Here is a 26,508-nt window from a genome sequence, read left to right as displayed (position 1 = left end):
GCATGACAAAGTCGCAAAATATTACATGGCATGATTCAGAAGTAACGAAGGCAGAACGCCAAGCACAAAACAATCATAAGAGTGTTGTGCTGTGGTTTACAGGACTTTCTGGTTCAGGGAAATCAACAATCAGTGTTGCGCTTGAAAAAGCATTGTTTGAACGCGGTGTACGTTCATATCGTTTAGATGGTGATAATATCCGTCACGGTTTGAACAATAATTTAGGATTCAGTCCTGAAGACCGAAAAGAAAATATCCGACGTATCGGTGAAGTCAGCAAATTATTAGCGGATGCGGGCTTAATTACTTTAACAGCGTTCATCTCACCTTATCGTGAAGACCGCGATCGTGTACGTGAAATCTTAGACGATGGCGAATTTATTGAAGTCTACGCTAAAGCAAGTGTTGCGGCATGCGAAGAACGCGACCCGAAACAACTGTACAAAAAAGCACGTGCAGGAGAAATCAAGAATTTCACAGGCATTGATGCACCGTATGAAGCACCGGAAAATGCGGAAATTGTAGTGGATACAGAAACAACTTCTGTAGAAGATGCAGTTGCACAAATCATTCAATATTTAGAAGACAAACAAATCATTTAAATTTTTATCCATCTGGCAAAGCAGTTGTCAGGTGGATATTTTAACGTGTAAGACGCTTTTAATATTCAAAGCACATAGCAGGATATAGTTTTGTAAATATTCAGAAAACGGATATAATAAAACTGTAAGCAAATATGAACAACAAGGAGATGTACAGCATGACAAAAGTAAAAGGGCAAGTCGCATTAGTAACTGGTGGAGGACAAGGGATTGGTGAAGCAATTTGTCGCCGTTTAGCTGAAGATGGCTTTAAAATCGGAGTGGCAGATTATAATGAAACAACTGCTGAACAAGTAGCACAAAGTTTAAGAGATGCAGGCTATGAAGCACTTGCAGTTAAAGTCGATGTTTCTGATCGTGACCAAGTATTCAATGCGGTGAATACGGTTAAAAATCACTTCGGCGACTTTAATGTGATTGTAAATAACGCAGGTTTAGGACCACAAACACCTATTCATACAATCGACTATGACTTATATCGCAAAGTCTATGATGTTAACGTCGGCGGTGTATTCTGGGGTATTCAAGCTGCGACAGAAGCATTTGAAGCTTTAGGCCATGGCGGTAAAATTATTAATGCATCTTCACAAGCCGGCCAAGTCGGCAATCCAGGTTTAGCTTTATACAGTTCTACTAAATTCGCAGTACGCGGTGTAACACAAACAGCTGCACGCGACTTAGCTGAAAAAGGCATTACAGTAAATGCATATTGTCCAGGTATCGTTAAAACACCAATGATGGAAGATATCGCACAAAAAACTGCCGATGAAGCAGGCAAACCATACGAATGGGGAATGGAACAATTCGCACAACACATTGCGTTAAAACGTTTATCAGAACCATCTGATGTTGCGGCATGTGTTTCTTATCTAGCAGGTCCAGACAGTGATTATATGACAGGTCAAGCTTTAATCATTGATGGCGGTATGGTATTTAATTAATAGGTTATGTAATCCTTATACAGATGAAACGGCCCTGACGCTTAAATGTGTCAGGGCTGTCGTTTTATTATTTTCTTGGAATACCAATCGCATGGCCGAGTTGTTTTGGTGTTTCAAACTCCCCTTGTTCCTCGTAATAAGATTGGATATTGTTAAACACAAAATCAGGGAACACTGAACTGCGGCGCAGTTTATTGTTTACTGCCATCATGATCACTTCATATGTCGCAGTCGGTGTATGATCTTCATTGAACATTTTTAAAAAGAAATGAACACGTTTTTCATCATAATCATAGACATAAACCTCGACTGAAAACGGCTCATCTAAAAGCATTTCCTTTAAAAACGTTACATGTGCTTCTAAATTGAAAATCGTTGTATCGTGCTTTTGACGATAATCAATTGAAAAGCCCATCTTCGCAAAGAAACCTACCACTGCATCACTGAAAATCGAGAAATATTGTGCATCATGCAAGTGTTGATTATGATCAATCCAAGACGGATGCACTTTGTCGTTGTAAGTATAAATATAACCCATAAATAAAGCTCCCCCTTTATTACATATAAGTGAAGTGTATCATAGAAAATAAAAATGAATGGTAAAGGAGGTTTGTAAATACATTCTATAAAGTAACAATGCCTAAAGTAGATAGATAACAATATTATAAGGTACAGCATTACTAGTGTTAACAGCATGTGGTGACAAGAAAGAAGTATCAGAAGAACAAACTTCTAATTCAAACAGTAAAACATCATCAAGTATGGATGCTATAAAAGTAAAGGAAAAAGAAAAAACAAAAATCAAAGACAATGCAGTAGAAATTGATGGAATTAAAGTGAACATTAAAGGAAAAGCTGATTCTAAGAGTGATAAAGACAAAGAGGGAACAAGTGAATTATAAAGCAAACATCAGCGTTGAGATGACTATCTCAGCGTTTTTTATTTTTATTATTTTTTGTCCCAAAAACAGTATAAGTTGTCCCAATATGATATAATTATTTAAAAAAGGAGGTGCTCTAAATGAAAAAGAAGTCAGTGTTAAATTTAATTAAATATCATGCAGAAGGTAATGAAGTGCGTTTCCAAAATGAAGCTATAGAAATTGCTAGATACTTTGATTCTATAGGAGATTACCAATTATCTGAGTATATTATGGGTTTATTGTCTACAGCAAATGTTTTTGAACCTCAAGAAGAGTACAATAGTAAATTTTTAACAAGAGTCAAGATCAATACACAACCATTACCATTGCCGCAAAGTATTACAGAAGACGTAAAGGGAATTTTGAATGCGGTGAATCATAATTTAGGTGTAAATAAATTTCTATTTGAAGGAGCGCCTGGTACAGGTAAAACAGAAACAGTAAAGCAAATCGCAAGATTGCTCAATAGAGAATTGTATACAATCAACTTCAGTGATTTAATTGATAGTAAATTAGGTCAGACTGCTAAAAATATTGCATTGGTATTCAAAGAAATAAATCAAAGACAATATCCAACCAAATTCCTAATTTTGTTAGACGAAATCGATATTATCGCAATGGATAGAATCAATGATAATGATGTGAGGGAAATGGGGCGTGTCACGTCTACTATATTAAAAGAATTAGATAATCTTAACGATGAAATCATGCTTATTGCAACAACTAATCTGTATAAAAACTTTGATAAAGCATTGATTAGAAGATTTGACTCAGTAATCGATTTTAATAGATATACAAAACAAGAATTAATTGAAGTCGGTGAAAGTGTTTTGAATGTTTATCTAGATAAAGTAAATCTAGGGAAAGACTTAAGATTGTTTAAAAAGATTTTGAATAACATGGAAACAATACCTTATCCAGGTGAATTGAAAAATTTGATTAAAGTTTCAATCGCTTTTAGTAATCCAGATGATAAATTTGATTATTTAAGACGCTTACTAAAAGAAAGCGGCGTTAATATAGAAGAAATGTCCTTAAAAGCACTCCATAATCAAGGCTATACATTGAGAGAATTAGAAAAACTTACAAATATCTCTAAGAGTCAAATTTCACGTAAATTAAGAGGTAACCATTCATGAATCATTTATTAAATCTAAAAGGAAGTCTTTAAATCAGGTGCACAACGTGCTTTAGATATAGTGAAGGCACACGGTTGTACGGGTGTCATATTGAAATCAAAAAGTCCGTCTTACGGTCTGAGTGAAATATATGATGGTTCATTGTCAGGTCAACTTAAACAAGGCAAGGGTGTAAGTGCAGCATTATTTGATTTCATTATTTAAAGAGGTGCAGGAGAGAGTCAGAATGACTGTGTTTCTATAGTGTTTTAAGGGCGAGTAGTTTAAAGGATATATCTAAGCAAGTTATCCATCATTATAAAGCTGATTCCATTTATTCATTTCATTAGTTATTTTCTTATGTGTTATCCCCTTTTCATAATGAGTGTTAAGGTTCAATATATCTTAAAATTTCTAATTATACTAAATATATTTATCGAAAAAGTTGAAAAAATATTTGGATAAGGTATGATGAGTAGTGAATAAAATAGTTCTTATTAAGAGTGAGTGGAGGGACTTGGCCCTGTGAAGCTCCAGCAACAACCGTCAGGTGAAGTGCTAAATCCAACAAGGAAACTTGAAAGATAAGAAGACGTACGTGAAGCGCTTCTTCTTGCAAGGAGGGCTATTTTATTTATCCAAAATCAGAAAAGGTGGTAAATAAAATGACAACATCTACTAAAGAACAAATCAGAGGGAAAATGGCAGAACTTGAGCAATGGGAAGCTTATAAGCCGATGAATATGGCCAGCAGTATGGGAAGAAAAGCGCAGATTCATGATATTGAGGCAACAATCAGACAGATGGTTCCATTAGAAGTCATTAAAGAGTGGCTAGAAGAAGAGTAAGGAATGAGAGTAATTTATTCGCAATTGATGCGTGTTAATATTAAATGTGAATTTCATAGTTGACAGAATATTCTTTTAATTATAGACTAGGATTAATTCAAATAATATTAATTGATTATGATGAGTAGAGTAAATATTGAAGAATTATCAGAGAGCTTTTGGTTGGTGTGAAAAAGCAATTCGACAATATTGAAAATGGACTCTGAATCTGTTAGCTGAATTGTGAGGTTAACACGTGGTCGCATACGTTACCATTGCGCAAGTATGATAGTACTTTAGAGGAGAAGTATGTTATTTGTGCTTCTTGAAACCGGGTGGTACCGCGCAGAATCAGATTCTACGCCCCTGTAAAGCTTATTAAATCAGGCTTTATGGGGGCTTTTTATTATTTGAGGACTTATTTTAAACAGATACAAGGGGGAAATCAGAATGACTGAATTATTACGTTATGATATTGTAGGAAGTTTCTTAAGACCAGAGGCGTTAAAAGAGGCACGTGCCGCATTTGAAAAAGGCGACATTGATCAAAATGAATTAACAGAAGTGGAAAATAGAGAAATTAAAACATTGATTGAGAAACAAGTAGAGAATGGTTTGAAATCTATTACAGATGGAGAGTTCAGAAGAAGCTGGTGGCATTTAGATTTCTTCTGGGGTCTGAATGGTGTAGAGCAAGTTAAAGACGAAGGCGGTTATGCATTCTCTGAGGGCCCTTCTCGTATTGAGACGGCACGTTTATCCGGACCGATTTCAGGTGAAAATCATCCGTTTGTGGAACATTTTAAATTCTTATTAGCACATACACCAGAAGGTATTGAAGCACGTCAGACAGTGCCTGCACCAGCACGTTTATTCTCAGAGCTGACAAGAAAAGAAAATTTAGACCAAACACGTGCGTTTTATGAAGATGATGATGCATTGATCGATGCGATTGCGAAAGCGTACCAAACGGTTATCGAAGATCTGCACGACGCTGGATTAAAGACGATTCAATTTGATGATACAACTTGGGGCCGTTTAGTAGGCGACCAAACAGAAATCAACGGCAAGAATGGCGATCCGAAAGAAAAAGAACGTTTAAAACAGCTTTTCGCAGACGTTAATAACCGAGCAATTGCACTTTTACCTGAAGATTTAAGAGTACAAACACATATCTGCCGAGGCAACTATCGTTCGACTTGGTTTGCGTCAGGAGCATACGATACAGTTGCAACCCCATTATTCGACCAAGAAAATGTGGATGCATACTTGCTTGAATATGATAGTGACCGTTCAGGCGGCTTTGAACCGCTGCAATACGTTTCAGGCGACAAGCAAGTGGTCTTAGGGTTAATCACTTCAAAAGACGGTGAATTAGAAGATAGAGATGAAGTATTAAACCGTATAAAAGAAGCAGCACAATATATTCCATTAGAACGTTTGGCATTAAGTACACAATGCGGTTTTGCGTCTACTGAAGAAGGCAACAATTTAACAGAAGCGCAGCAATGGGCAAAGATTCGTTTAGTTAAAAGTATCGCAGAAGAAGTTTGGCCCGAAAAAGTAAAAGGCTGATTTTTTCGTATCTGAACAACATAATATATAGTTTGAACATAGAGCAGCACTCATTATGGAGGACTGCTCTTTTATTTTACGTTTAACATACGCTTTACAAAAGTCACGAAGTTGACAATTATTTTAATACACTACCTTGCATAGTTTAATAGTAAAGGGTATATTATAAATGAACTACTACTAAACATTGCACAGTACTGAGTAATGTATATGGAGGATTGCCATGAACATTCAATTTAAGAAAGGAGCGCTTGAGTTTTTAGTCTTACTCATTATTAAAGGTGAAGACCAATACGGCTATTCGCTTGTTCAAAAGATTACACCGCGTATCACAATCGCGGAAGGTACAGTCTACCCTTTAATGCGCCGCTTAGTTAAAGAAGGCTATTTAACCACTTATTTCAAACCGTCCACTGAAGGTCCGGCACGAAAATATTACCGTATTACTGATGAAGGTCTAGAACGTTTAGACGCATTGCTTAAAGAATGGAAAGCATTTACAGCAGCTGTTGATTTATTTATTGAGGAGAGTGAGACAGATGAGTAAAGAAGAATATTTAAAGTTGCTAAATCGTTATTTGACCAGAGTTTCACCAGAAGAAAGACAAGATATTCTCGATGAATACGAAACACATTTCATCAGCGGCAAAGCAGCAGGAAAGACTGAAGCAGAAATTGCCAGTGAACTTGGGAACCCAAAAGAAATCGGGCGTGAAATGAGTGCTGCAAATGCGATGGAAAAAGCTGAAGGTGATCGCAATGCCGGCAATGTGACCAACGCGGTGCTCGCAGTAATGGGTCTCAGTATTTTAAACTTCTTTGTGGTAACAGTTATCCTTGCGTCGCTTTTCGGCATCTTATTCGGCTTGATAGTTGCGACGATTTCACTGCTCGCAACACCGCTCTTACTCATCGTAAAAGGTATCATGGAAGGCTTCGGTCAAATTATTCCATTAGATATCTACACGGCTTTCACTTGTTTCGGAGTAGGGTTGATGTGCTTTACAGTAACGTATCTTGCTTGTAAATGGAGCTTCATCCTCTTTATGAAGTATCTGCGTTGGAATATTAAAGTTGTGAAGGGAAGTGCTCAATCATGAAAAAAGCACTCATTATTATCTTTAGTGCAGGATTGCTGATGACGATTGGTTTTGGCATAGCAGCGTATGTAGAAGGTAAGAAACTTGCACAACAAACAGATCACCCGATGCATTATGAAAAAGATTATGCGAACCAAGATGCTGAGATTAAAAAGCTTGATATTAAAACACAGGCCTCTGATATTAAAATCAAACGCGGCCAGCATTTCAATGTAAAAGGCGAGGGCGGAATCAAAGGTAAAAACAGTATTTCAAGTTCAGTTGAAAACGGCACATTAAAAGTACAAGAACACTATCGGCAGCCGACCATTAATTTCCGCTTTGATGGTCATAAAAGCAGCGAAGTTACCATTACTGTTCCTGATCGTCTCTTAGATGAAGTGGTAATTAATAACGATACAACGGATATCACGATAGAAGACTTAAAATCTGAAAGCCTGCGTACTCAAGTAGATACGGGAGATCTCACATTGAAAACATCACATATCGAACGTATCGATACTAAGAGTGATACAGGAGATATCCTTATAGACCGTACTGAGTTTAAAGATTTGAAATTAGAAAATGATGTTGGAGATTCAATAATAAAAGGAATTAAGGGCGATGCAAATATTAAAGCTGTCACAGATACAGGAGATATCACTGTAAAATATGACCAAGCACCACACAATACCAAACTAGAAAATGACAGTGATGAAGACACATCCAGCATTGATGTCTATCAACCTGAATTAAAAGCTAAGCAGTATGGCAAAGGCACGTATACACTCCAATTACAAACAGATACAGGTGCAATAGAAGTACATTAAATCATGATAGGAGGGCTGAGTAATAATTGCTCAGTCTTTCTTTTGGTGTAAATATTCCATAATATTAAATTTGTTTTTAAGAATAAAACAAATGCCTTTTTTCTTGTTATTGAATACGTTAGAATATGCGTTGCGATTTTTTAACACAGAAGAAAGGAGCGACTTATGGTCAATATATTATCAGCCATCGGTTCAATCGGAACCTTTATTATGGCGTGTTTCTATTTAATATCTGTTTCTATACAGTTATATCAAATGCGTATTTCCTTCATACCAGCCATCGGCTTTGATCAAATCTTATTGAAGACTGGCAAAGACGGGCATTTGAAGTTATTTAATATAAATACAACAGGAGAAGACAGCAATCGCTTTTTAAAACTTTATAACTTAGGCGGCGGTGCCGCAAAAGAAGTTGTGGTTACTATAACGCATATGGGAAAAGAAGAAGTCTTGCAAAGAAAGTATGTCAGTATTTTGCCGAGTAAAGAATTCTATCTTGTGTCGATTAATGAAGGTGTTTTCCATGAATTAGAGGAAACGATTAAACAAAACGGCTATGAAGCGAGCTTAAAAGTGAACATCGACTTTAAGCATAATTTAAGCCGTAAATATCAGCACTTGGAATTATACGGAAAAATCGACAGCTTTAATCAATTTAATGAAGAAGCTATCTATGAATTGCAATTTGTGCAAAAATCCGCAGTGAATGTATAGAAAATGACTCCAGACAAAGAAGTTTGGAGTCGTTTTTTTACGGTAATGAGAGTTGTGAGCATAAACACTTGCATTATTTCGAAAGTAGTATTATTATATGAAGTATAATAAGTATATCGGAAGAAGAACCGCTTTACTATGACACAAATATAAATAGTAAAAGGGGAACTTATTCAAAGAAGAGGAGCTGAAGTTAAATGAAAAACTTAAAAGGAATGCACCATGTTACTGCTATTACAAGTGACGCTGTTAAAATATATGACTTCTTTACTGATGTTTTAGGCCTTAGATTAGTGAAAAAAACTGTAAACCAAGATGATATCCAAACTTACCATTTATTCTTTGCGGATGATGAAGGGAATGCCGGAACTGACGTGACATTCTTTGATTTCCCTGGAATTCCAAAAGGTACACACGGAACTGATGAAATTGCACGTATTACACTTCGTGTCCCATCAGATGCGGCAATTGATTTCTGGAACAATCGTTTTGACGAATTAGATGTAAAACACGATGCGCCAAGCGAAAGATTCGGTAAAAAAATCATTGAATTCGAAGACTTCGATGGACAACAATACACATTAATCTCAGACGAAAAAGATGCGGCTGATAGTGTAGAACCAGGTGTCGCATGGAAAAATGCGCCAGTACCTGAAGAATATGCGATTGTTGGTTTAGGCCCAATCGAATTAAACGTAAGCCGTTTTGACCCATTCAAAGCTGTATTCGAAGAAGTTTATGGCTATAAAGAAGTAGATCAAGAAGGCGACTATCACTTATTCGAAACAGGCAAAGGCGGCAACGGCGGACAAGTGATTGTACGCAAACTCGGCGGCAACCCAGGTATGCAAGGTTACGGTACAATTCACCACACAGCATTCCGTGTCGCTGACAAAGAAGGATTAGATGAATGGATTGACCGTTTGAATGAATATCAAATCGGCAACTCTGGATTTGTGGAACGTTACTTCTTCAAATCACTTTATTCTAAATTCTATCCTGGTATCTTAATTGAAATTGCGACAGATGGTCCAGGATTCATGGGTGATGAAGACTATGAAACACTAGGTGAAAAATTATCATTACCTCCATTCTTAGAACCAAAAAGAGAAGCAATCGAAGCACAAGTGCGTCATATTGATACGACACGCCACAACCAACCTGGCCGTAAAAATCAATAATTAATAACTCTAGGAGGCAGATACGATGGCATTAAGTATGAAACACATTTTCAAAAAAGGTAACGGTGAAGATCAACCGACATTTATTCTCTTGCACGGTACTGGCGGCGATGAATCAGATTTATTCCCGCTCGCATTACGCTTGAACCAAAACTATAATATGCTGGGTGTGAAAGGCAACGTAGATGAAAACGGTATGACACGTTTCTTCAAACGCCACGGCGAAGGTCAATATGACTGGGAAGATTTAGAGGAACGCGGTACAGAGTTATACGACTTCTTAAAAGAAGCTGCTGAAGAATATGACTTTGATTTAGAAAAAGCAATCTTAGTCGGATTCTCAAACGGTACAAATATTGCGATTAACTTGTTATTGCGCGACAACACTAAATTCGATAAAGCATTATTATTCGCAGGACTTTACCCGACACAAATTGATGACGTTAAAGACTTAAGTCACATGGACATTTACCTTTCAATGGGTACACATGATCCTATCGTACCTGTATCTGAAAGCGAACGCTTAATTGATTTATTCAAACGTTCAGGCGCAAATGTAACAACACACTGGACACAATCACACGGCATTACAGAACAATCATTAAACGACGCAGATAAAGTCGTTAACGGCAACAACTAAAAAACATGATCACTCTAAAATAGATAGCATTAAAGACACGTGATTGAAGGACCTCCAAAACAAATTCAATCAAAACCCCCAAAATAACAAGAGACCTGGCACAACCAAAGTGGTTGCGACCAGGTCTTTTTCTCTGTGTAACTATTTTATTTTGTCTTTTGCGTTTAATAATGCTAGTACTTTTTTTGCGACACGTTTAGGAGATTGAGGGTTCTGACCTGTGACTAAATGATAATCTGTGACAGTATATGGACGAAATGGCAATGCAGCTTTAGTATAATCAGCACCTTGTGCAAATAATTGATCTTCTAACATAAATGGTACTAACTTTTTACGATGAGCCAATTTTTCTTCGAAATTAGAAAAGCCTGTGAGTTTTTTGCCAGATACATAATAAACGCCATTTGTATCTTTGAAATCTAAGAAAGCACAGATCCCATGGCAAACTGCTGAGACAATACCGCCTTGTTCTCTGACTTTTGAAATCACACGTTGAATATCAGGATTTCCTGGGAAATCATACATGACACCATGACCTCCTGTGAAATAAACAGCATCATAATCTTTAGGATTGATTGTCTTAATAGAGGGTGATGTTTCTAACAATTGCATAAATGCTTGATTGTTTTGATATTGCTTGGTTAATTTATCCAGCATAAGTTTGGAGGTACTGACTGGATCAATAGGCGTTGCGCCTCCTTTAGTATTGACGATATCCATTTGGATATGATTACGGTGCATGACGTCATAAAAATGAACGAGTTCGCCTAGCCACAAACCAGTAGCAACATCAAAATTTTCGAAATGGTCGACACTTGTATTGACGATTAGAACTTTTTTAGGCATGTAATTTCCTCCTGTTATGGTTTAAAAGGATTATACAGCAATTGAGTCTTTTTCGAACATAATAATGCACTGCAAGCATTAACTAAAGTTAAGAATTTGTTAATGATGCGTTAATTGGAAAAGAGGGCAAGAGACATTAAAATTAACTTGTGCTTAAGTAGTCTGAAATTAAGCATGACACACATTTTGTTATTTTTTTGTTATTTCTTTGATGTTTTATATTGTGTTTTTTCTTTTTTCTCTTTTCTATTTTTCTTTTTTCTTTTTTTCTTTTTTGTTTAATGAATTGCTCAGATGTTGTCTATGAAAGCTTAAGTAAAAAAGTTGTAGAAAAATTTTTAAGAAATAAGTAGAGGAAGCCTGGATTTTGATCAGCATTCGAAGTCCAGGCTTTGTTTATGATTATTGATAGTGAGGTATGGAGGTTGTCAATGAGTGTCGCAATATTAGGTTTATTCTTTTTAGTTAGGTTGTATTCTTTATCTATTTCAATGAAACACGAGCGGCTTTTAATTGCACAGGGTGCAGTAGAACATGGTGCAAGAAATTCTAAGTACCTTGCATGGGTACATATTTTAATCTATTTAGTGAGTTTTAGTTATGCAGTTATTTATCACCCTCCCTTTGATAGGATCGCTCAAGCGGGAACTTTGTTATTAATCGGGAGTTATATTGTATTATTTTGGGTAATTCATACACTAGGACCGATTTGGACTTTGAAAATATATATTCTCAAAGAGCATAAAGTAATAAAAACGGGTATATTTAAGTATATCAAGCATCCAAACTATTTTTTAAATATTATACCTGAGTTGATAGGGGTCATCTTATTAACACACGCTTATCCTGCAGCAATTTTACTGCTGCCGTATGCGTATATACTCTTTATACGTATCAAACAAGAAGAGCGCGCAATGTCACATCTTAAATAAGTTGCATCAAAGACTAGAAAATACACCAATGTTTTCTAGTCTTTTTAATTAATACATTTAAATATTAAATTACGCTTAACCTTTTGTGGAAATAGTCCGTATAATCATTCTATAATAGGATTACAACTGAGATGGAGTGAGTTGAATGTTAAAAGTTAAAGCACCAAAAGCACTCTTTTTAGAAGGCGGATCTGAAGCGGTTCTATTATTGCACTCTTTTACAGGTACAATACAAGATGTGAAAGCACTTGCTGAGGCATTACATGCAAAAGGTTATACTTGTTACGCACCTTGTTACAGAGGGCACGGCTTGCCTGTATCTGAATTTGTTCAATACGATATCAGAGATTGGTGGGAAGATGCAGAAGCAGCATATGGTTTTCTTCATGCGAAAGGTTATACCAATATCAATGTAGCAGGCGTATCATTAGGCGGTATTTTTGCATTGAAGTTAGCACAGCAGTTTGACGTTGCACGTACGATTGCGATGTCTGTCCCTTACCGTAAATCTCAATCGGGTGTCTTAAGCAGATTGAACCATTATGGTACACGTCTGCAATATTACATCGGATGTACAGAGGAAGAACAAGCAGAGCAAATGGCTTATGTTCCTGCTTATCGTGAAGGTGCAGCGCATTTTGAGGCATTTGTGAACCAGACTATGAATGAATTGAACAAAGTGACATCACCGACATTCGTTGCGTACGGCGGTGCTGATGATCAGTCCTATCATGAAAGTGCAAAAAAGATTGTTCAAAATCTGACACAAGCTGTGTCAGCGGAACTGCATAGTTATGCACATGCCGGTCATTTGATCACAAGAAGTTCACAATTAGAAGAAATAATTGATAATATTATTAAATTTTTGTATAAATCGTAACATTTACGTGTAAGCGTTTTACATATTAAGAAAAGTAGCGTAAAATCATATAAGTATAATCGACTATTAATGTATCAGAGTGCTTGGATGTGTTATGATGGCTCCAAGAGTATTTTTACTAATAAGTTCCCCGTTGACACCCCAAGGTAGTCACCTCTTGTAAGAGGAAAATTGTTACTACAAAATGCTTTTTATACAAATGCCTGCCATCAAGAAGAAATTTCCGCAGAATGAGAAAGAGAGAAATGATTGGAGGGATTTCGCAATGAAGAATGAGATTATCAAAAATGCGATTGAGCTGTTTGCGAAAAAGGGTTACTATGGTTGCACTCTTGATGAAATCGCGAAAAGCGTTTCAATAAAAAAAGCGAGTCTTTACTACTACTTCCCAAGTAAAGCAAATATCTATGAAGAATGTACGGTGCGTATATTTAATCATTTTAATAGAATGCTTGATTTGCAAGAAGATGCTTCTCATACGTCATTAGAGAATTTGAAGCAATTTATTTTAGACGTGGTTTTCAAACCAAACATTAGTTACTTGCGCATGTACTTGCAATTTACACAAGCGCCTGAAGAATTCAAAGAACAGTTATATGTCAATGTCGCAGCACTGCATAAGCGAGTGATTGCCTTATTTAAAGTGTTCTATGAAAAGAACGATGTATCCATTTCGTTTTCAGCGTTTGAAGAATTAATGTTCGGTGTAATCGAAAGCGGCTTCGTCAGAACAACATTCATCAACTACTTCGATGAGTTGAGTTACCGCCGCGAAACATTAGAGGGTGAAGTAAGTTCAATGCTGGATTCACTATTAGAATTAAATGAATCACAAATAGATGAATAAAATATGAGATGCAAGGGGTTATCCTAAAAGAGGGTAATCTCTTTTTGTTTTGTGCCTGATATCTTTGCTAAAATTAAAAAATCAAATATATTTGTATGGCTGCTTAGCATTAATATTTTCTCAAGCTTGAGATCTAAGCAGTCTTTTTTGTGCTGTACTTGAAATTAAAAAATGAACTTTTGAAAATCATTGAAACCGCTATGATGACAAGGTTAAATCAAGTTTTCACACTTTAAATTAAGGTTGAGGGATTGCTATTATTGTGTTATAGTATACTTAATCACATGAACGCTTTAACGCTTTAACGTAAATGAGTTAAACGCAACTCTAAACAGATAGAAAAGGATGAAGAACGTGTCGAAACAATCTCAATGGAAAACGTCAACAGGGTTTATTTTAGCAAGCGCAGGCTCGGCAATCGGACTAGGGGCTATGTGGAAATTTCCATATATGGCCGGTGTGTACGGCGGCGGTGCGTTTTTAATTATGTTTTTGATATTTACAATATTTATCGGTTTGCCGCTGCTGATTATGGAATTCACAATCGGGAAACTCGGCAGAACGTACACAACTGCAATCTTCGGCAAGCTCTCCAATAAGAAATGGACGAATGCGATAGGCTGGAGCGGTAATATTGCAGTATTTGTTTTATTCGGATTTTACAGCGTAGTCGGCGGTTGGATTGTCATCTATATTGCACAAGTCGCTATGCAGATTTTAGGCTTCGATCAAGGCGGTTTAGGCAGTATTCACTTTGATCAAGTCATCAGCAATCCAGTCTATACGATTATCGGACAAGGGGCATTTATTTTAATTACAATGCTGATTGTCATGTTAGGGGTAGAACATGGATTAGAGAAAGCTTCTAAAGTAATGATGCCGCTGTTATTTGTCTTCTTGATTTTAATTGTGGTCAAATCACTGACACTTGAAGGTGCAGCGGAAGGTGTGCGTTTCATTTTAGAACCGCGTATGGAAGAGCTGTCCATGGAAGGTGTATTGTTCGCGCTGGGACAATCTTTCTTTGCGTTATCTTTAGGTACAACCGGAATGATTACATATGCCAGTTATGCACCGAAAGAGATGACGATTAAAACATCAGCACTATCAATTGTTATTATGAATATTATTGTTTCATTATTGGCAGGCCTTGCAATTTTCCCTGCGATTAATGCATTCGGTTATAAACCAGAAGAAGGTCCGGGTCTGCTATTCAAAGTATTGCCGCATGTCTTTGAAAAGATGAGCTTTGGTCCAGGCTTCTATCTGATTTTCTTAATTTTATTCTTATTTGCGGCACTGACATCTTCAATTTCATTATTAGAATTGAATGTATCGAACTTTACGAAGAATGATAATCGCAAACGCGGCAGAGTTGCAGTGATTGGCAGTATACTTGTGTTTATTATCAGTATTCCGGCAACATTATCTTTCAGCAGTTTGAGCGGTGTACATTTCTTAGCAGGTACAATTTTCGATAATATGGATTTCTTAGTTTCAAATATTTTAATGCCTTTAGGCGCATTAGCCACGACTTTATTTGTTGGTCAGTTATTAACGAAAGAGGATTTGAAATCTGTCTTTGGTTATGATCGCTTCAAGTTCTTTGCGCCATGGTATTATTTAGTGAAATTTGTCTTACCTGTCGTGATATTGCTAGTATTTGTAATTCAATTTTTCTAAACCTAAGATTTTATACTATTCCCGCTGTCAGACAGCGGGAATTTTTTAATCTTAGTATTCAATTGCATTCCTTACTGTATTGCGTTATAATTCAGACTAGTATGATAGGAATAATTGGGTTGCGTAATTAAGAAAGACGTTAAGCCTTTCGTCACACGCATCTCGGGGAGGAAACCAATGATTGCATATGATTTAATCGGCAATACGCCTCTCGTTAAATTGGAATCGTTCAGTGATGAGAACGTCACTATCTATGCGAAACTGGAACAATTTAATCCTGGCGGCAGTGTCAAAGACCGTTTAGGAAAGTATTTGGTGGAGCAAGCATTAGAACGAGGACAAATTCAACGCGGAGATACGATTGTTGAAGCTTCGGCTGGAAACACAGGTATTGGATTAGCGATTGCGGCGAATCATTATGGTTTGCGATGTGTGATTTACGCACCACAAGGATTTGCGGCGGAGAAAATTTCGATTATGGAAGCATTGGGAGCTGAAGTGATTCGAACACCGCAAAACGGCGGTATGATTGGTGCGCAAAATGAAGCAAAAGCATATGCGGCAGAACATGGTGCATATTATATGAACCAATTTGAATCTGAAGATAATCCAGGCGCATATCGCGACACACTTGCGCAAGAAATCTTGAAAGAAGTGCCGCAGATTGATTATTTTGTGGCCGGCGTCGGCTCTGGGGGTACTTTTACAGGTACTGCAGAAGTGCTGGCTGAACACAATGTGAAAAATGTCATTGTTGAGCCTGTCGGGTCAGTGCTCAACGGCGGTAAAAAGCAATTGCATGACACAGAAGGTATCGGTTCTGAAAAATGGCCGGTCTTCTTGGATAAAGGATTAGTGGAAACAATCTTAACAATTGCGGATGAAGCTGCTTTTCATAATGTAAAACAGCTGGCATTGCAAGAAGGCCTCCTTGTAGGAAGCTCATCGGGAGCAGCGCTGCAAGGTGCATTAGAAATCAAAAAACGCCTAGACAAAGGTACGATTGTGACCGTCTTCCCTGATGGCAGCGATCGCTACATGTCTAAATCCATCTTTAATTATTCGGGAAAACACAATAAGTAAATGAAGTTCAAACAACAAGTGAGAGGCACTGATAATGTTGATCAAGCACGTTATCTTAAGGTGTCTTTTACTGTTGTCAGAAACGATTAAAAAAGGAGCTAATATCATGAATAAAAAAACACAAATGGTCCATGGCGGACATACGACTGATGACTATACTGGTGCAGTAACAACACCGATTTATCAAACAAGTACTTATTTGCAAGATGATATCGGAGACTTGCGTGAAGGTTATGAGTATTCACGAAGCGGCAACCCTACACGTACTGCTTTAGAAAGTACAATTGCTGATTTAGAACATGGACGTTTCGGGTATGCGTTCGGTTCAGGTGTAGCCGCAATTTCTGCAGTAGTGATGTTATTAGACAAAGGCGATCATATTGTGGTCAACTCTGATGTATACGGCGGTACTTTCCGTGTCTTAACAAAAGTATTCAACCGTTTAGGTATCGATGCAGATTTCGTTGATACAACAGATGCAAACAATATTGAAGCGTCTATCAAACCAGAAACAAAAATGTTAATCATTGAAACACCGTCTAACCCATTATTACGTGTTACAGATATTAAAGCATCAGCGGATATCGCGAAAAAACACAACTTAATCTCAGTAGTAGACAATACATTCATGTCACCTTATTTCCAAAATCCGCTTACTTTAGGTGCAGATATTGTTTTACACTCTGCTTCTAAATATATCGGCGGTCATAGTGATGTCATCGGCGGTTTAGTTGCGACAAATGATGAAGATTTAGCGGAACGTATCGGCTTTATCCAAAACTCTACAGGCGGCGTTTTAGGACCGCAAGACAGCTACTTGCTTATCCGCGGTATTAAAACATTAGGCTTACGTATGGAACAAGTCAGCCGCAGTGCAGTTGCTGTATCTGAAATGCTTGCGAACCACCCTAAAGTAGAAAAAGTTTATCACCCAAGCTTAAAAGATCATCCGAACCATGATATTCAAGCACGTCAAGCAACAGGACACACTGGTGTTGTATCATTTGTAGTGCCGGATATCGAATCAGCGAAAGCAGTCATTCGAAATACAAAATACTTCACATTAGCAGAAAGCTTAGGCGCAGTAGAAAGTTTAATCTCTGTTCCAGCATTAATGACACATGCTTCTATCCCTAAAGAAGTACGTGAAAAAGAAGGCATTGCGGATGGTTTAATCCGTTTATCAGTAGGTATTGAAGACACTGATGATTTAATCGAAGACTTAAAACAAGCATTAGATCAATTAAAATAATTAATGCATCAACAAGGTGCCTTTCACTAAGTGTGGAGGGCATCTTTTAATTTACATCAGGTTGATCTAACAAATAGCGTGAAGATTTGCGGTATTAGAGTGGGTGAAACAGTCTCAAAAACAATAATAAGTGTGCTTAAACGCATTCATCGCATCAGTGCACAGGCTAAGTTAGAATAGTAAGTGATGTATCTTGTTAAAAGACGACACTTTGCGTGTTGTAAAAACAGAGAAAGAAGGCTGATAGTGTGGTGGACTTCACAAGATTAGAACGTTATTTAGGAATAGATCCGAATGACCATAAATCTGCAGATTTAGAGGCGTTGAATCACTATATCCGCCAGTATATGCTGAAGGTGCCGTTTGAAAATATCAACGTGCAGAATGGCTGGCCGCTTGCATTGACAGATGAAGCGATGATGCAAAAAGTAGTAGATGAACAGCGCGGCGGCTTTTGTTATGAAATGAATTATTTCTTTAAGCATTATTTAGAATATAAAGGCTTTGAAGTCGACGCAATGTCCGCAACCGTGATGAGTCCGAACGGCTGGGCGCGTGAAGGCTCGCATATGTCCTTAAAAGTCACGATTGATGATAAAGCGTATGTCGCAGATATCGGTTTTGGGGACATGCCGAAATTTGCTTTGCCTATGCCTTGTCCAAGTGAAGGTCTGTCAGATGTGACAGGCAGTTACAGAGTACATGGCTTGAATGAAGATTATTATGACATTGAGAAATGGTCTGATGCACAACAAGCATGGCAAATCAGCTACCGTGTGTTGAATGAACCAAAAACGTTAGAGGCATTCGAAGATGGGATTGCCTACAATCAATCCAGCCCGGATTCTATATTTGTTCAAGGTTTACTGATCACAAAAGCGACAGAAACCGGACGCAATACATTAACACATAATCATTTAACACTGCTTTCAAACGGTGATAAGTCTGTACAAACAACAACGAAAGAGAACTACCAAGATTTCTTAGAAACATATTTTGGTATACCGAAGATGACCATTGCGACATTTTCATAATATATTGCATGAAGAAAAAGCAGCACAACCTCCTGAAAATATAGGAAGTTGCGCTGCTTTTATTTGGGTTTATGCTGCTTTATCTGCTTTTCGTGTTACACAATAAGTACCTAAACCTAAAAGGACTAATCCAATCGGTAAGAATGGAAGTTGTGATGTGCCTGTGTTCGGCAAGTGATGACTTGCATCAGATTGAGCAGTTTTGTTTGTCGGCGCAGCTGTATTGTTATGATGTACAGCTTTATGTGCTGGATGGTACATCACGTTGTCAGCTGCAGTGCCAGGATGTGCAGTGTTCGTGTGTTGTGCTGCAGCCGGCTGGTCTGCAGGCACACCTGATGGTTTGTTTGATGGGAAAGGAATCACATTGGATGGTGCTTTGACAGGATTACCTTGTCCGTTAACAACAGGTGTTTGCGGTTGAGCAACTGCTGGTTGATCTTCAGGTACAACCGGTACATTGCCTTGTGCTGCAGGTTCAGAAGATTGACCTGGTGCTGGGCTGTTGTCTTGTTCTGCTGGTGTATCTGTTTTGACGCCAGGTGTTTCAGTATCCGCAACAGGAGGTTGGCCATTGATAATACGGCTGGCTGTATCTGTAGCGTATTGTGATAAATCTGCTGTTTCAAGGTAGTCCGCAAAGACTTTATCTAATGAGATGCCTTCTTCACGCGGTCCGCCTAACATATCGTAACCATCGCCGCCGGCAGCTGTGAAATCATTTGTGGTTACATAGTAAGTGCGGGCGTTATCTAATGGTTCGAATTGCTGTGTTTGTTTATTTAAGACTTCAATTTTAAGTACACGTTCACCAGGTGCTTTATTGATGTCGTAATAAACACGGATAGATTTAGAAGCGTGCAAGAAACCGCCGTTTGCGCCTAATTCACCATTTTCAACTGGTGCACTCAGGCTGTGTTCGAACATTTTCTTAACGTTTTCGCCAGAAACTTGGATTTGAGAAATTGTGTTGCCGAATGGCAATACAGTAATCACATCGCCAAGTGTAACGTCTTTGCCTTTATCGATAGAAGCACGGATACCGCCGCCGTTAGTTACCGCAAAATCTGCAGGGTGCGAGAAACCGTCTTGAGCATAAGCTTCCATGCTGTCTGTAATAGCATTCCCTAAGTTAGTTTCGTGTCTGCGAACATCATCGCGTTCACCTTGGAATTGTACTTGGTTATCAGGAATGATTACTTCAGACACTTGTGCGTCGAATTTCGCTTTTGCTTCATCCATTTTTTGTTGCAAAGTTGGATCAGGCTGTACATTCGCTGTGTCTTTCACGTTGATTAATGAATCTTTTAAGTTAGATACAGTGTTATCTGCATAATCGAATTCTACTTTTCCGATGTTTGCGAGCGCTGTACCTGTTTGTGCTAACAATGTATTTTGATTGATTTCGCCATTTTCAATGACTGAGTGCGAATGGCCGTCTAAGATGATAATTTCTTTGTCGTTAAAGCGGCGATCGCGCGCTAACGTATTCGCTAATGTATCTCCGCGCCATTCAGTTTTGGTAGACCCGTCAATCCCTAAATGAGAGAGAATGATAAAAATATCTGCTTGGTCTTTAATTTGATTCATGACATTTTGTACGGCAGGAATCGGTTCTGTAAAAGTGACACCTTGGATGTTATTCGGGTGTGTTTTAACGCCGGTTTCAGGTGTTGTGACACCGATAATCCCGTAGTTAATGCCGTTTTTATTGACGATGGTGTAAGGGTCAAAGAGCGGCTTCCCATCTTTATATGTATTCGCCGAAAGAATAGGGAAGTTTAATTGATCTTTGTATTTGATTGCTTGATCCAAGCCGAAATCGAACTCATGGTTGCCGACGGCCATAGCATCGTAACCCACATCGTTCATTGCTTCTGCCATATCTGCACCTTTTGTGTTGTTAGAGATAGGCAAACCTTGGAAAGCATCCCCGGAATCCAGCATTAAATCCGGATTTTCTTGCTGCTTGATGGTCTTTAATTTAGACATCCCGATGACGCGTCCGTCTTCTTCTAAGATACGTCCGTGCATATCATTAGTATGAAGAATTTTGACGTGCTGCGCAGTGTTGGAATCTGTTTGTGCAGTGCTGCGTGCTGCTGAAGCTGTCATAGTGTCAGGCTCAGCATTTTGTGTTGTTGGTGCTGATGGTTGCGAAACGGTTTGTGTTTTTGGTGCTGTTGTTGTTTCAGGTTTCACAGTATCAGCGGGTTGCGTAGTAGTTTGTGTTGCAGTGTCAGTAGATGCAGGACTTGCTTTTGCAACTTCAGGTTCAGCTGTTGGTGTTGAGTCTGAAGATGGTGCGGTCTGCGTAATGCTTTGTGCAGTGTTTTCAGTTGGCGAAGCGGGTACGTCTGCTGTTTTTTGTGTCGTTTCAGCAGGTGCTTCCTGCACAGGTGCATTGTCAGAAGCGGATGCTTTTGGTTCTTGAGCTGTTTGTACTGTCGTATCCATACTGTCAGACGGAGTTGCTGCTGTTTCTGCCGCAAAACTTGTGATGTTGAACAGTAAGAATAAAGTTGCGACTAAGAAGCAAGTTCTTAATAGTAACTTATGCATTTGTGTCCTCCTTTTTATTGGATTGTGTTAAGCACACAACACTATAGTACCAGTGAAACGTATCAAAATGTATTTAATTTTTGTTAATTTTACAAATGTTTACGACGTAATAAATATATTTTTTGGTTTATCGGAAATTCAAGACGAAAATAGGGTTCAATGATTGATAGTAATCGGGGGAACTTGTTGGAATCGTGGTGGAAAAAGTAATGATATAAATAAAAGGTATCTTAAATAGGATTGTTTATAGATGCGACAATAAGTTAAGCGCTTACATTATATTAGAAAAAATAGAATTGAATCTTTTGTAACCTAAATGTCATCTAATGATAATATGTCATACGTAAATGATGTGTATAATAATTAAGTGTATAGGTGGAAAAGAGAAAATCAGCAATGGCAATCCGAAAGGGCAGGCAGGATGAACAGTCATCGCTGATCGAGAGAATATACTATTGTCAGGAGGCATTTCCATTGCAAAAGAAAATTATTGCTGCTGTTGTTGGGACTGGCGCTGTTTCTGCAATTGCTACTGCTGGAGCTGCAGATGCTGCTTCAACATATAGAGTCCAAGCTGGCGACTCTTTGTGGTCTATTGCACACCGTCACAACACGTCCATTGCGAATATTAAATCATTAAACAATTTAAGTTCAAACTTGATTTTCCCGAACCAAGTCTTAAAAGTGTCTGGTTCTGCGAATACAAATCGTACAAGTACTTCAAGCGGTTCATCAGGCGGGTCTACTTATACAGTACAACCTGGTGACTCATTATCATTAATCGCATCAAAATACGGTACGACATACCAAAATATTATGCGCTTGAATGGATTAAACGGATTCTTAATCCATCCAGGACAAGTTTTAAAAGTATCCGGTACAGCTTCTAGCAGTACTACGGTTTCTAATAATAGAACACAAGTTTCAGGCGGTTCAGTTTATACGGTACAACCTGGTGATTCATTATCATTAATCGCATCAAAATACGGTACGACATACCAAAACATTATGAAGTTAAACGGTTTAAATAACTTCTTTATTTATCCGGGACAAAAATTAAAAGTAGTCGGTACAACTGCAGCGAATACTAATTCGCCTTCACCATCAGTTTCAACGAGCAGAGGCGGTTACTATACTCCGGTATTCAACCACTCTAACTTATATGACTGGGGTCAATGTACATGGCATACATTCAATCGCCGTGCTCAAATCGGCAAACCGATCAGCACTTATTGGTGGCATGCTTATAACTGGGATAATGCAGCGCGTGCAGACGGCTACACTGTAGACCATTACGCAACTGTAGGTTCAATCTTGCAATCAGATGCTGGACCTTTTGGCCACGTAGCGTTCGTAGAACGTGTCAATGGCGACGGAAGTTTATTAGTATCTGAAATGAACTTTACTGGCAACCCTGGTTATACGACTTATCGTACAATTCCTGCAAGCCAAGTAGGTTACTATAACTTTATCCATTAATTGAATAATGTTTAAAATCCAGAGACGGATAGGGTCTCTGGATTTTTTTCGCAATAAAAGAGAGGTACTGGTGACTGCCAATACCTCTTTTTGGATTAAAGTTGTGTATTTTTGTATTCAATTTCATCGATTTCCGGATTATAGTCCACCAATAAATCAAGACCTTTAAAGAACCATACATCTGAATCATTGATATAGAAAGTGATGCGATCTACTGTAACAGAAGCCGCTGCGTTTTTGTCGTAAGGTTCGATTTTGAACGCTGTTGTGAAGTGTTCATGCAGTCCAGTATGTACATAAGCTTGTACATAAAAGTTCACTTTATCTCCCGGCTCTAAATCTAACTCGTTTCTAAACCATTTTAATGCGCTATCAGTAATTTGGATTTTCATGTTGTTTCCTCCTAGATGTTGCTGCAAAATAATTATGTCGATAGGCTTATGTGCAGTGCAACTATAAATGTATATTCAAATCAAATTATAGCAGTAATCCAAAGTAATGTCTTGTACAATCTATATTTTGGATTATTAAAAAAAGCAAGTTGCAACTTCTTATAAAAAAGGAAGTTCAGCTTGCGTTATTGTATGTTAATTTGATTTTAAAGCTTTAAAGCGTTTATAAGATGTCGCAAAGACTGTTACCAAGTTTGCGAATGAGAAGATTTTTGTGAAGAAGCGTCCTGATTGCAATGCTGTATAGAAATCAAGGATACCTCCTGTTACATTGATCACTAAGCCGATACGAGATAAGTTGCGGTTTTTAGAGTTGTGCGCATACGCATTATAAGCTTCGATGCCGTAACCGACAATATTTAAAACGTTAGAAAAACGACGTAATTTTGAATTAGATTGTCTTGCCATGTATATGTTCCTCCTTCATAAGATGTGTTGAGCATGATTATTATAACATTGCTGTGAAGGTGTGACGATTTTAAAACTTATTTCGATACCGTCTTTTTCGGATGTTGTCTTTTAATCAGCCAAGCAGTGATCCAAGCTGTAATCGGAATACTCATCGCAACAGCAATGCCGCCGAATAAAATTGAGACGAACTCTTGAGTGAAGATTTTAGAGTTTATGATATGTCCGAATGAATAATCTAATTTAAAGAACCAAAAGAACAGGGTGAGCTGTCCTCCGAAATAGGCAAGGTAAATGGTATTGGCAGAGGTTGCTAAAATTTCTCGTCCAATACGCATGCCTGATTGGAACAATTCGAATCGATTTAAATCAGGATTGGTAACATTAAGTTCATACATCGGCGAACTGATGGTAATTGCCAGATCGACTACGGCTGCTATGACTGCAAGCAAAGTGGTAAAGACCATAAATTGAATCATATTAATCCCAATGTTCATCGAATAAACGTAGGTTTCGTCTTGCTGTTCCGACGCAAATCCCTGCAAGTGTCCTAATGCAACAGCACAATATATAGCGCCTAATAATACAAGCGTGGTGATACAAGTTGCATAAAATGCAGCTTGTGTTTTAACGTTATTGCCGTTGAGTCCGAATAAATTCAGGCTTGCGACAATGATACAAAAGACGATTGCTACAATAGGTATCGGTAATTTCAAGACAACCGCAACTAAGGCAAGCAAGACAAGGACGAAGTTTAAAAACAGCATGCCGTAAGATACAGCGCCTTTTTTACCGCCGAATATCAGCATCAAGATGAAGAGAATCAGTGCGAGTATTAAGACTGCGTTCATGCTTGATCACCTCTCAATTTCACCCATAATTCCATTAATAAAATAGTCGCTGGGATAGTTAAGACAATGCCGATACCTCCGATTAAAGCACGTGCAATTTCTAATGACCAGTTCATTGAAATTGTATAGGTAATGGTATTCGCATTTCTTAGATATATCAGCATCATCGGCAAGCTGCCTGCTAAATAAGAGAACAATAAGATGTTCGTCATAGTTCCCATGATGTCTTGTCCAATATGGCGTCCGGCCAATGCCCAGCGTTTCAAATCGATATCAGGGGTACGTTGTTTGATTTCATACATACCGCTCGCAATGGTAATGGCGACATCCATCACTGCACCTAAAGTTCCGACAATGACAGAAGCCATGAAGACTTCTTTCGGCGGTAAGGTGAGGAAACTCATTGTTTCATATTTAATACCGGCACCTGCAGTTGAGCGTATGACAATTTCCGCAATGCCGACACAGATGAAAGTACCTAGCAGTGTGCTGAAAATCGTAATAGTAGTACGCCAATGCCATCCGGTTACGAGTAATAGGGTGATGATGGTTGAGATTACCACCGCAAGACTCATTAACCAAAAGAGACTAAGCCCTTGAAAAGCATTATGCAATGCGATGGCACCGATGACTGCCGCAGTATTCAATACAAGAGAAAGAATCGATTGAATACCGACTTTGCGTCCAACCCAGAGCACAACTAATACAAATAATCCTGTGATAACGACTACTAATGTATCGCGTTTCTTTTCAATAATAGTCGCATCTTTAGGGGATTGATTAATATGTAACAGGACTTTATCGTGTGTATGAAACTTTTCTGAGTCCGCTTGTGATGCGTAATATTTATGTGCAATTGTACCTGTCTGTCCTTCGAACTTGCCGTTTAATACTTTGAACTTAAGATGTTCAGTATGTTTCGTATCTTCATTATGATGTTCATCTGTCACGGGTACAGCTTTTTGGTGTGTAATCTGTGTGATTTCACCAATAGGCATACGATAAAAGCGTGCATTGCTAAGAGTAAACAGCACACTTGCAATGAATATGACCAAGAAACCAATCAGTATCCATGAAAACGGCTGAGACAGTTTATCTTTGAATGACATATAAGCCACCCTTTCTATTCCTCTATTACTTTATTATAAGAGAAGATTAACAACGTGATTATAATCCTTAAACTATGAAAATGCCAATAATAGAAAAAAGACAATTCACGTTATATGAGTTGTCTAATAAAGTATACATTCTAAATTATATTAATGTTGTTCATGATTCGAGTGTTCTTTGTCGTATATTTCTTGTTCGATTTGATCAATAGACTTTTCCTCTTTTTTTAAGTTATTACCGAATTTGTCTGTATAGGACATACTTCCTACAAATTGAAAATTGTCAGGGGCACTGGCAAAAGCGGTGAAACTCATCTTTTGATCATTGTTCATGTAACCATCAATGACATAACTGCCCATGGGGGTCATATCGCGTTTAGTAAAAGTGACATTTTTAAAAACTTTAGTATTGTATTTGAGATACAAAGTGATTCTTTTTTCTTGTTCATTAAAAATTTTTTGGTCTTCATCAACAGTCAATTTGTGATGGATACCTCCTAAAATAAGAAATATAAAGCCAAGTGTGGAAAAAATGATAAGGAAAATTTTATGTTTCACATCAAGACTCCTTTTAAGTATAATATTATAAAAAAATGCGTTTCGCTATATAATTAAAATATTATCATGTATCTTCGTTTTTTTTCTATGATGAATAGGGAG

The 26,508-nt window shown here is 37.8% G+C and carries 28 protein-coding genes, 1 pseudogene, 1 riboswitch and 1 other annotated feature; of the genes and pseudogenes, 21 read left to right on the top strand and 8 right to left on the bottom strand.

Translation table 11 applies throughout. The features are described 5' to 3' along the window. Nucleotides 1-2 precede the first annotated feature (2 nt). Both cysC and DVJ99_RS09820 read left to right on the top strand, forming a co-directional pair. A complete protein-coding gene (cysC, locus tag DVJ99_RS09825; RefSeq protein ID WP_105994481.1) occupies nt 3-602 on the top strand; it encodes an adenylyl-sulfate kinase in 600 nt (199 codons plus the stop codon). Between the two features lie 158 nt (nt 603-760). Continuing rightward, nucleotides 761-1,543: a (S)-acetoin forming diacetyl reductase gene (locus DVJ99_RS09820; protein WP_114604069.1), complete on the top strand. Its 783-nt coding sequence runs from the start codon at nt 761-763 to the stop codon at nt 1,541-1,543. A 67-nt stretch (nt 1,544-1,610) separates the two neighbouring features. Here the strand turns inward: DVJ99_RS09820 and DVJ99_RS09815 are convergent, their stop codons facing one another. Beyond that, complete coding sequence (locus DVJ99_RS09815) at nt 1,611-2,081, bottom strand: thioesterase family protein (protein WP_105994482.1); 471 nt, start codon at nt 2,079-2,081, stop codon at nt 1,611-1,613. A gap of 145 nt (nt 2,082-2,226) precedes the next feature. Here DVJ99_RS09815 and DVJ99_RS09810 point away from each other — a divergent pair, with 145 nt between their 5' ends. From DVJ99_RS09810 to DVJ99_RS09760, 11 genes and pseudogenes are all read left to right on the top strand, one after another. After that, nucleotides 2,227-2,445: a hypothetical protein gene (locus DVJ99_RS09810; protein ID WP_114604068.1), complete on the top strand. Its 219-nt coding sequence runs from the start codon at nt 2,227-2,229 to the stop codon at nt 2,443-2,445. Between the two features lie 119 nt (nt 2,446-2,564). Continuing rightward, entirely contained in the window at nt 2,565-3,605 is a 1,041-nt protein-coding gene (locus tag DVJ99_RS09805) for an ATP-binding protein (protein ID WP_114604067.1), read from the top strand. A 33-nt stretch (nt 3,606-3,638) separates the two neighbouring features. Continuing rightward, nucleotides 3,639-3,809: pseudogene (locus tag DVJ99_RS09800) on the top strand (2-thiouracil desulfurase family protein); the annotation flags it as partial. A gap of 266 nt (nt 3,810-4,075) precedes the next feature. Then, a riboswitch (SAM riboswitch) is annotated at nt 4,076-4,175 on the top strand. A gap of 74 nt (nt 4,176-4,249) precedes the next feature. Continuing rightward, nucleotides 4,250-4,432 (top strand): hypothetical protein, encoded by a 183-nt coding sequence (locus DVJ99_RS09795; protein WP_105994485.1) that lies wholly within the window; start codon nt 4,250-4,252, stop codon nt 4,430-4,432. Nucleotides 4,433-4,540: 108 nt separating this feature from the next. Beyond that, nucleotides 4,541-4,782 (top strand) — a binding site (T-box leader). Nucleotides 4,783-4,861: 79 nt separating this feature from the next. Next, nucleotides 4,862-5,986 (top strand): 5-methyltetrahydropteroyltriglutamate--homocysteine S-methyltransferase, encoded by a 1,125-nt coding sequence (locus DVJ99_RS09790; protein ID WP_114604065.1) that lies wholly within the window; start codon nt 4,862-4,864, stop codon nt 5,984-5,986. A 223-nt stretch (nt 5,987-6,209) separates the two neighbouring features. Then, nucleotides 6,210-6,533 carry a PadR family transcriptional regulator gene (locus DVJ99_RS09785; protein WP_114604064.1) on the top strand — a complete coding sequence of 108 codons (324 nt, stop codon included), beginning with the start codon at nt 6,210-6,212 and terminating at the stop codon, nt 6,531-6,533. Next, on the top strand, nt 6,526-7,086 hold the full coding sequence (locus DVJ99_RS09780; protein WP_114604063.1) for an HAAS signaling domain-containing protein: 561 nt from the start codon (nt 6,526-6,528) through the stop codon (nt 7,084-7,086). Before DVJ99_RS09785 ends, DVJ99_RS09780 begins: the two co-directional genes overlap by 8 nt. After that, nucleotides 7,083-7,895 carry a DUF4097 family beta strand repeat-containing protein gene (locus DVJ99_RS09775; protein WP_114604062.1) on the top strand — a complete coding sequence of 271 codons (813 nt, stop codon included), beginning with the start codon at nt 7,083-7,085 and terminating at the stop codon, nt 7,893-7,895. The genes DVJ99_RS09780 and DVJ99_RS09775 overlap by 4 nt, the downstream gene beginning before the upstream one ends. 165 nt (nt 7,896-8,060) lie before the next feature. Beyond that, on the top strand, nt 8,061-8,609 hold the full coding sequence (locus DVJ99_RS09770; RefSeq protein ID WP_114604061.1) for a hypothetical protein: 549 nt from the start codon (nt 8,061-8,063) through the stop codon (nt 8,607-8,609). A 197-nt stretch (nt 8,610-8,806) separates the two neighbouring features. Next, nucleotides 8,807-9,790 carry a ring-cleaving dioxygenase gene (locus tag DVJ99_RS09765; RefSeq protein ID WP_114604060.1) on the top strand — a complete coding sequence of 328 codons (984 nt, stop codon included), beginning with the start codon at nt 8,807-8,809 and terminating at the stop codon, nt 9,788-9,790. A 37-nt stretch (nt 9,791-9,827) separates the two neighbouring features. After that, entirely contained in the window at nt 9,828-10,430 is a 603-nt protein-coding gene (locus tag DVJ99_RS09760) for an alpha/beta hydrolase (protein ID WP_162912180.1), read from the top strand. Between the two features lie 141 nt (nt 10,431-10,571). Here DVJ99_RS09760 and DVJ99_RS09755 read toward each other — a convergent pair whose 3' ends face one another. Beyond that, nucleotides 10,572-11,276: a type 1 glutamine amidotransferase domain-containing protein gene (locus DVJ99_RS09755; RefSeq protein ID WP_114604059.1), complete on the bottom strand. Its 705-nt coding sequence runs from the start codon at nt 11,274-11,276 to the stop codon at nt 10,572-10,574. Nucleotides 11,277-11,707: 431 nt separating this feature from the next. Between DVJ99_RS09755 and DVJ99_RS09750 the strand changes: the two genes are divergently transcribed. From DVJ99_RS09750 to DVJ99_RS09720, 7 genes are all read left to right on the top strand, one after another. Beyond that, on the top strand, nt 11,708-12,208 hold the full coding sequence (locus DVJ99_RS09750; RefSeq protein WP_114604058.1) for an isoprenylcysteine carboxyl methyltransferase family protein: 501 nt from the start codon (nt 11,708-11,710) through the stop codon (nt 12,206-12,208). 145 nt (nt 12,209-12,353) lie between these two features. Then, nucleotides 12,354-13,088 carry an alpha/beta hydrolase gene (locus DVJ99_RS09745; RefSeq protein ID WP_114604057.1) on the top strand — a complete coding sequence of 245 codons (735 nt, stop codon included), beginning with the start codon at nt 12,354-12,356 and terminating at the stop codon, nt 13,086-13,088. 265 nt (nt 13,089-13,353) lie between these two features. Further along, nucleotides 13,354-13,935: a TetR/AcrR family transcriptional regulator gene (locus DVJ99_RS09740; RefSeq protein WP_114604056.1), complete on the top strand. Its 582-nt coding sequence runs from the start codon at nt 13,354-13,356 to the stop codon at nt 13,933-13,935. Between the two features lie 354 nt (nt 13,936-14,289). Then, complete coding sequence (locus DVJ99_RS09735) at nt 14,290-15,618, top strand: sodium-dependent transporter (RefSeq protein WP_114604055.1); 1,329 nt, start codon at nt 14,290-14,292, stop codon at nt 15,616-15,618. A gap of 177 nt (nt 15,619-15,795) precedes the next feature. Further along, on the top strand, nt 15,796-16,701 hold the full coding sequence (locus DVJ99_RS09730; protein ID WP_114604054.1) for a PLP-dependent cysteine synthase family protein: 906 nt from the start codon (nt 15,796-15,798) through the stop codon (nt 16,699-16,701). Nucleotides 16,702-16,807: 106 nt separating this feature from the next. Beyond that, nucleotides 16,808-17,953 (top strand): bifunctional cystathionine gamma-lyase/homocysteine desulfhydrase, encoded by a 1,146-nt coding sequence (locus DVJ99_RS09725; protein WP_114604097.1) that lies wholly within the window; start codon nt 16,808-16,810, stop codon nt 17,951-17,953. 248 nt (nt 17,954-18,201) lie between these two features. Then, a complete protein-coding gene (locus DVJ99_RS09720; RefSeq protein ID WP_114604053.1) occupies nt 18,202-18,987 on the top strand; it encodes an arylamine N-acetyltransferase family protein in 786 nt (261 codons plus the stop codon). A 69-nt stretch (nt 18,988-19,056) separates the two neighbouring features. On the opposite strand, the gene DVJ99_RS09715 is transcribed toward DVJ99_RS09720, so the two are convergent. Further along, nucleotides 19,057-21,549 carry a 5'-nucleotidase C-terminal domain-containing protein gene (locus DVJ99_RS09715; RefSeq protein WP_114604052.1) on the bottom strand — a complete coding sequence of 831 codons (2,493 nt, stop codon included), beginning with the start codon at nt 21,547-21,549 and terminating at the stop codon, nt 19,057-19,059. A 474-nt stretch (nt 21,550-22,023) separates the two neighbouring features. Between DVJ99_RS09715 and DVJ99_RS09710 the strand changes: the two genes are divergently transcribed. Next, nucleotides 22,024-23,028, top strand: coding sequence for a LysM peptidoglycan-binding domain-containing protein (locus DVJ99_RS09710; RefSeq protein WP_114604051.1), 1,005 nt, complete (start codon nt 22,024-22,026; stop codon nt 23,026-23,028). 95 nt (nt 23,029-23,123) lie between these two features. Here DVJ99_RS09710 and DVJ99_RS09705 read toward each other — a convergent pair whose 3' ends face one another. From DVJ99_RS09705 to DVJ99_RS09685, 5 genes are all read right to left on the bottom strand, one after another. After that, a complete protein-coding gene (locus DVJ99_RS09705) occupies nt 23,124-23,420 on the bottom strand; it encodes a HesB/YadR/YfhF family protein (RefSeq protein ID WP_114604050.1) in 297 nt (98 codons plus the stop codon). A 195-nt stretch (nt 23,421-23,615) separates the two neighbouring features. After that, nucleotides 23,616-23,888: a hypothetical protein gene (locus DVJ99_RS09700; protein ID WP_105994500.1), complete on the bottom strand. Its 273-nt coding sequence runs from the start codon at nt 23,886-23,888 to the stop codon at nt 23,616-23,618. Between the two features lie 77 nt (nt 23,889-23,965). Further along, nucleotides 23,966-24,739 carry a YibE/F family protein gene (locus DVJ99_RS09695; RefSeq protein WP_114604049.1) on the bottom strand — a complete coding sequence of 258 codons (774 nt, stop codon included), beginning with the start codon at nt 24,737-24,739 and terminating at the stop codon, nt 23,966-23,968. Continuing rightward, complete coding sequence (locus tag DVJ99_RS09690) at nt 24,736-25,848, bottom strand: YibE/F family protein (RefSeq protein WP_114604048.1); 1,113 nt, start codon at nt 25,846-25,848, stop codon at nt 24,736-24,738. The genes DVJ99_RS09695 and DVJ99_RS09690 overlap by 4 nt, the downstream gene beginning before the upstream one ends. 150 nt (nt 25,849-25,998) lie before the next feature. Continuing rightward, on the bottom strand, nt 25,999-26,406 hold the full coding sequence (locus DVJ99_RS09685) for a DUF1433 domain-containing protein (RefSeq protein ID WP_162912175.1): 408 nt from the start codon (nt 26,404-26,406) through the stop codon (nt 25,999-26,001). Nucleotides 26,407-26,508 lie beyond the last annotated feature (102 nt).

Origin of the sequence: Staphylococcus sp. EZ-P03 (genome assembly GCF_003344575.1) — a bacterium.
Taxonomy (GTDB): domain Bacteria; phylum Bacillota; class Bacilli; order Staphylococcales; family Staphylococcaceae; genus Staphylococcus; species Staphylococcus simulans_B.
Note: the sequence above shows the minus strand (reverse complement) of the source record. Positions and strands in the feature narration are given on the sequence as shown.